This is a genomic window from Streptomyces laculatispora (genome assembly GCF_017353455.1).
GTDB classification, from domain to species: Bacteria; Actinomycetota; Actinomycetes; order Streptomycetales; family Streptomycetaceae; genus Streptomyces; species Streptomyces laculatispora.
The window spans coordinates 1-5,846 of record NZ_JAFMPZ010000224.1; the positions used below are offsets into that span (position 1 = coordinate 1).

Here is a 5,846-nt window from a genome sequence, read left to right on the forward strand (position 1 = left end):
GGCTCGATCGACAACGTCAACTCGGCCTACTGACCGGGCGTTCCGGCCGGATTCTGTCCGGACGGCCCGAGGCTGAAGTCGAAGTCGACGTCGAAGAGGGGAGCCGCAATGGCTCCCCCCGCGCCCCGGCCCTTTGGCGACGCGCTTGCCGACCGTCCCCCAGGCCCGCATCCAGTGGGACCCCGAAAGCTGTAGCCCCGTGATGCCGGGGGGGGGGGCTACCTCGGGTGAGAAGCTCGGCCGCATGATCAGTAACGGCGATGGTGCACGTCGCGAGCTGTTTCTTCGGAGTGGCCTGGGTGCCGCAGACGTGGTGCACGTGCATCGTGAGGCACTTCTTGTCCTGCGGGACAGCATCGAGACCGCTCACGTTGACGCCTACAGCGATGAAGTCTGGCCGCAAGAGGTCGTGCCTGCCTGCGAGCGGGCCTTGCTGATGGCGGAGAGCGCTTTGGCCGACGGCCTCCGTTCAGCGACGAGCGATCCCGGGATGGGGGTCGATGTTGATGTCCATGACGACGCACAGTTCGATGTACTGCTGGCTTTGGTTCCGTACGCCGAAGCGACGGGCTGCAGGCGCTGTCCGTCGACGGGAAGTCGCTGCGGGGTGCGGCCCGAGCCAACGGACGGAGGATCCACCTCCTGGCCGCATGCCACCACGCCGACGGGCTGGTCCTCGCGCAGATGGACGTCGGTGAGAAGACCAACGAGACCACGCGTTTCCAGCCCCTCCTGGACACGCTGCCCGACCTGTCCAGCACCGTCGTGACCAGCGATGCCATGCACACCCAGTACGCACGCCACCTATCTGCGCGGGCGGGACGCCCACTACATCGTGATCGTGAAGCGCAACACGAAGAGGCTCCGCAAGCAGTTGAAGTCCCTTCCCTGGAAGCGGTTACCGCTCCAGGACCGGACACGCACGACTGGTCACGGACGCTCCGAGATCCGCAGGCTGAAGGTCTGCACGGTCAACAACCTGCTCTTCCCCGGCATCCGTCAGGCCGCCCAGATCGTCCGGCGCCGTGTCCATCGCACGACGGAGAAGATCAGCCTCAAGACCGTCTACGCGGTCACCAGCCTCGCCGCGCAGCAGGCCCCACCCGCCCAGCTTGCCCAACTGGCCTGCGGGCACTGGACGATCGAGGCCCAGCACCACGGGCCGTATCGCGGTAGGGGCCTTCGGCCCGGCCGTGGCGAGGGTGTCGATGAGGCGGGAAACGGTCGGGTCGGAGGCTACCGGTCCGAACGCGGCCGGCTCGGCCCGCAGCATCCCGGCATCCGCGAGGCAGTCCCCGCCGAGTGCGACCGCCAGGGCCACATCCAGCAGGATCTTCCCCGGATCGTGCACCGCCCGAGGGCGTTGCCACGGTGCCGGCGCCGCCGATATCACCTGGTCCAGCCCGGCTTTACGGACCGTCTCGACCAGCAGCACGGCGCCGGCCTGGGACACCACCCCGCGGCCACCGCCCTCGATGCGGACACGCGGGTACGACCCGATACTCTTCTTCACTTGGGAAGTGCCTCCGGCTGTGGCAGGAACAAGGACCTCGACAATCCTCATTCTTGCTGGTCAGAGGCGCTTTTCGCTTACCTGACCACCCGTCGGACAGCCCGCTTCGTGAAAGCGCGAGGCTAACCTGCGGCTGAGCGTCCGCATCTGAGGCAACCCTCTGGTCACGGGTGAGATGATCTTGTTGTGGCTGGTGTTCTCACGGCATCGGAGCCGTCCTGGACAGCCCCGTTCACCGGGCTGAGCCCGCGGCAGTTCGACCAGCTGGTGTCGGTTCTGCGGGGCGAGGGTGCGGATGCGGTCCGCAGGGGTCGGCCGTGGGGTCTGCCGCTGGAGGACCGGGCGCTGCTGGTCGCAGCGTACTGGCGCACGAACCTGATCATGCGCCAACTGGCGTTGTTGTTCGGGGTGCCCCTCTGACCTGCGGAAACGTAGGGTGGAGGGGCATGCGATCGCGCACGTTCACCGCTTCTGGGGCGGTCGACCGGGGCGGCGGAAAACGCGATCCTGTCTGTATTCCCCGCGCCCGCAGCCTTCCTGCTCGCCCAGCCGTGATCAGTTTTGCTGTGAACGACCCAGTTCGGACAGATCGCTGTAGAGGCGGTTCAGCGCGTACGCGCCCAGGCCGAGGCCCTGGTCGATTCGGCGTCGTGCGGCTGGGTTTCGGTAGTGGGGTTCCAGCAGCAGGAAGAAGTCCTCTGCGTGTTGTTCGTCGATCTCGGAGTGGAGTCCGTAGTGCATCAGGTCGGCTTGAGCGACCCAACCGCGGTTCACAGTCGCGTTGCCCGTGATGGCCGATACCGAGGCGAATGCGTACTCGATCGCGCCCATGCAGCCAATTCCTACCTGCGGGTCCTCCCACGTACACACCGCACTGAGAACGCTGTTGTACGCGTGGACGGCCGGCATCATCTTCAGGCCGTTCAGCTGTGCGGTGTCGCTGCCGATGCTGGCCAGAAATCGGCGGAAGGTCTCGTGATGGAATTCCTGAGGGCGGAATCCGCCGTGTTCTTCCACGACATTGCCCAGGATTCCGATGCGGTCCGCGGGGTGCTCGATCCGCGACACCAGTGCGGCCATCGGGCGGGCGAAGTAGGTGACGGCGAAACCGAGTTGCTCCTGGCTTGTGCGGAAGCTCTCCAACGACATGCTTCCGTCTACCAGCGTTCGGAAGTACGGATTGGTCAGGACGCCGGTCTCGGCCACCATGTGCTTGGCGTGCGCCGTCACCAGTGGGGCCTTGGTTGTCCGCAGTTGGGTGGTCACGGTCGTTTCTCCTGGCGTGTCGTTTCTGAGCGCGGCTCGATGCGGGACCGGCGGAGCCCCTCTGATCGCCGGTGCCGAGTGGAATCAGCGTCCGACGGCGAGGGGCTCTGGACGTGAGGACACTGTCCGGTTCTGTCGGCTCAGGAACGCAAGGCTCCCAGGAGGCGGTGACCTCGGTCGTTCGGATCAGTACTGCTGTGGAACACGCGAATGGCCGCTCTCAACTCGTCAGTTGAGATGGAGCCGGAGCTGTCGGCGTCGATGTCGGCGAACGACACGTCGATGTCTTCGTCGCTCAGCGCGAAAGAGGACTGAAACAGGCGCTTGAACTCGGACTTGTCGAGTTCGCCGTCTCCGTCGACGTCGGCGGTGGCCACGAAGACCTTGGCGGACGGCGTGACAATCCGCGCGTAATCATCCGGCTTGTCCCCAAGGCTGACAAACCCGGTCAGGAATTCGTCGCGTGATACGACGCCGTCCCCGTCTGTGTCCATGGGGGCAAACAATCTCTTCCAGTACTCCAGAAGGGATCTCTGCAGCGCGTCGGCGGGGGCGGTTCCTGGCGTGAGCTTGAATTCCCGCGTCGTGCGGCCCACCCAGGCGTACACGTCGGTTTCGCTGACCCACCCGTCGCGCTCGTGATGGAACACGTTGTAGTAATGCTGGGCCTTGCTGTGAATAATGGATTCTTCCGGCACGCGAAGACCTCGAATTTTCCTGTGCGGTGGGCGAATCAAATGCCCGCCGCGACCCGGTCCACGAGCAATGACTCGTGAGCTCAGGCTGGCAGCGTTTCCCTTCCAGGGCGCCGGTACGAAAGCTTCACCACTCATTCGAGTGAGTAATTCGACTTGGCAGTTTCAGCCCGGTTCAAGGGCGCAGGGCTTCGGCGTAGTTGCGTGACGCCGGATTTGTGCTCATCCGAGGCCGAGGAGCGCGAGGGGGGCGACGGGGGTCGCGGGCGTTGTGACGGAGGCTGGCCGCGATGTTCTTCACCCCGGCTGTCCGGAGGGCTCCGATGGCGAGGTTGCGCCAGGTGGCCATCGCGCGGGGCGCATTGCCGGTCCGCAGCTGTGAGGCGTCCTCGGCGAAGGTGGTGTCGTGGACGTGGTGCAGGGCCTCGATCGTCCAGTGGTCGCGGACGAGTCGGGCGAGTTGGGCCGGGGCGGCCTGCCCGGCGGTCAGGCTGGTGACTGCGTAGACGGTCGTGATCGTGGTTTTGCCGGTCTTTCGGTCGGTGCGGCGGCGCTTGATCTGGACGGCCTGGCGGGCTCCGGGGAAGAGCAGGTTGTTCACGGTGGCGACCTTGATCCGGCGGATCTCCGAGCGGCCGTGGCCGACGCTTTTGGTGCGGCCCTGAAGCGGGATGTCCTTCCACGGAAAGGACTTGAGCTGCCTGCGCAGCTTCTTCTGGTTGCCCTTGACGATCACGATGTGGTGGGCACCGCGGCCCAGGAGGTAGTCGGCGTGCTCGCGCTGGGTGTGCATCGCGTCGCTGGTGACCACGACGCCGGCCAGTTCGGCCACAGTGTTCAGCAGCGGCTGGAAGCAGGTGATCTCGTTCGTCTTCTCGCCGACGTCCAGCTGGGCGAGGACCAGGCCGGTGGTGTGTTCCAGAGCGGCGAGCAGGTGAATCTTCCGGCCCTTCGCCTTGGCCGCGCCACGCAGGCTCTTGCCGTCCACGGCCAAGCCGCGGAGCCCGGCGGTCCCGGTCGCTTTCGGTCTGCGGTCCGCGAGGGGCGGAGGCAACGGAGATGGCTGGACGCCGTCACCGCGTAGACCCTGCCCGCCGGCAGCAGGCGTTCGAGGCCATGACGGGCCGGATTGCCGGGGGGTTCACACGGGTCGAACCTCGCCGACGGGTGAGGTGGTGGGTGCGCGGCCTGCTCGTGGGCCTGCCGCGCAAGAACCGCTGGATCATCGCCGAGCGGTCCGGGGAAGCACCCCGGACGGTATGCGGCACCTGCTGAACCGCGCCGAGCGGGACGCCGACAGCGGTCCGCGACGACCTGCGCCGCTACGTGGTCGAGCATCCGCGTACGACGACCAGGCGGCAGGGGCCCGCACATGAAGGTGCCCCCGTCCCGCTGGGGGCACCTCCGGATTCCGCGGGGGGAGGTCAGGAGCCGACGCTCACGGTGAAGCGCCGCGGGTTGCCGTCGTTCGCGGCGCCCGAGACGTCCGGCTCGCCGTCGGGGCGTACGTCGTCGTACGGGAAGGCGTAGCCGATCGGGCTGTTGGCGTGGACGATCCGCGACCAGTGGTTGGTCACCGCGCCCCGGTAGTAGTCCGCCACCGAGGTGCCGTTCGGCTGGTCGGGGTGGCTGAGCATGATCGAGCGGTTGAACCCGGCCGCGAGCCGGGCCAGCAGGCCCTTCTTGTCGTCGGAGTCCGCCGGGTTGTTGGTGAACGGCCCGTGGTTGCAGGTGAAGATGTCCTTGGAGACGGGCTTGACGAAGGTGTGTCCGCCGTTGAAGGTCAGGGTGTCGCCGCTGACCCGCCCGGTGAAGACGCCGCGCCCGCCCTGGAGGTCGATCCGCAGGTCCGTCGAGCGGTACTTCTCCCAGACCTCGTCGATCTGCGCGGTGAACAGATCCCGGAACGGCATCTCGTCCGGGCGGTCGAAGAACGGCGCCATCAGGTTCTGCGGCGAGATGACCCGCAGCACGCCGCCGTCCGAGCCGCGCGTCACCAGCTTGTCCCAGGGCTGCCCGTCGGCGGCGGCCTGGGCGATGAGGCCGTCGGCGATCTTCTGGACGGCGCCGTCCGGGAGCGGGGCCACGGTGTGCGTGGTGTCGCCCTCCAGGGTCAGGCCGATCGGCAGCGCGGTCACCAGGTCGACGTAGCTGATGTTCGCGTACAGCTGCGACGGGTTGAAGGTGAACTCGCAGAACGACCAGGTGCGCCCGTAGTTCGAGTCCGTGGACGTGGCGAAGGCCGGCTCGACCAGGGAGGGGCCCGGGTTGAGGTAGAAGTCCAGGGTGTCGTCGCGCACGAAGTAGACCCGGGCCCCGTACATCTGGGGCAGCGTCACCACGACGGGTGCGCCGCCCGCCGCGTTCAGCGG

Annotated in this window: 3 protein-coding genes and 5 pseudogenes; 3 read left to right on the forward strand and 5 right to left on the reverse strand. The window is 67.0% G+C overall.

The annotated features are described in order from the left end of the window. Positions 1 to 775 precede the first annotated feature (775 nt). Positions 776 to 1,087 (forward strand): annotated as a pseudogene (locus J1C73_RS34775) (ISAs1 family transposase); the annotation flags it as partial. A gap of 75 nt (positions 1,088 to 1,162) precedes the next feature. Here J1C73_RS34775 and J1C73_RS12705 read toward each other — a convergent pair. Beyond that, a pseudogene (locus J1C73_RS12705) lies at positions 1,163 to 1,513 on the reverse strand (transposase); the annotation flags it as partial. A gap of 186 nt (positions 1,514 to 1,699) precedes the next feature. Between J1C73_RS12705 and J1C73_RS12710 the strand changes: the two are divergent. Continuing rightward, a pseudogene (locus J1C73_RS12710) lies at positions 1,700 to 1,924 on the forward strand (transposase family protein); the annotation flags it as partial. Between the two features lie 144 nt (positions 1,925 to 2,068). On the opposite strand, the gene J1C73_RS12715 reads toward J1C73_RS12710, so the two are convergent. From J1C73_RS12715 to J1C73_RS12725, 3 genes and pseudogenes are all read right to left on the reverse strand, one after another. Continuing rightward, positions 2,069 to 2,779: an iron-containing redox enzyme family protein gene (locus tag J1C73_RS12715; RefSeq protein ID WP_123461863.1), complete on the reverse strand. Its 711-nt coding sequence runs from the start codon at positions 2,777 to 2,779 to the stop codon at positions 2,069 to 2,071. A 140-nt stretch (positions 2,780 to 2,919) separates the two neighbouring features. Next, a complete protein-coding gene (locus J1C73_RS35490) occupies positions 2,920 to 3,477 on the reverse strand; it encodes an EF-hand domain-containing protein (RefSeq protein ID WP_207316464.1) in 558 nt (185 codons plus the stop codon). Positions 3,478 to 3,856: 379 nt separating this feature from the next. Next, positions 3,857 to 4,462, reverse strand: a pseudogene (locus J1C73_RS12725) (ISAs1 family transposase); the annotation flags it as partial. Between the two features lie 128 nt (positions 4,463 to 4,590). Between J1C73_RS12725 and J1C73_RS36205 the strand changes: the two are divergent. Next, positions 4,591 to 4,812: pseudogene (locus J1C73_RS36205) on the forward strand (IS701 family transposase); the annotation flags it as partial. An 86-nt stretch (positions 4,813 to 4,898) separates the two neighbouring features. Here J1C73_RS36205 and J1C73_RS12730 read toward each other — a convergent pair. Continuing rightward, on the reverse strand, positions 4,899 to 5,846 hold a 948-nt coding region (locus J1C73_RS12730), incomplete at its 5' end, for a beta-1,3-glucanase family protein (protein ID WP_207316465.1).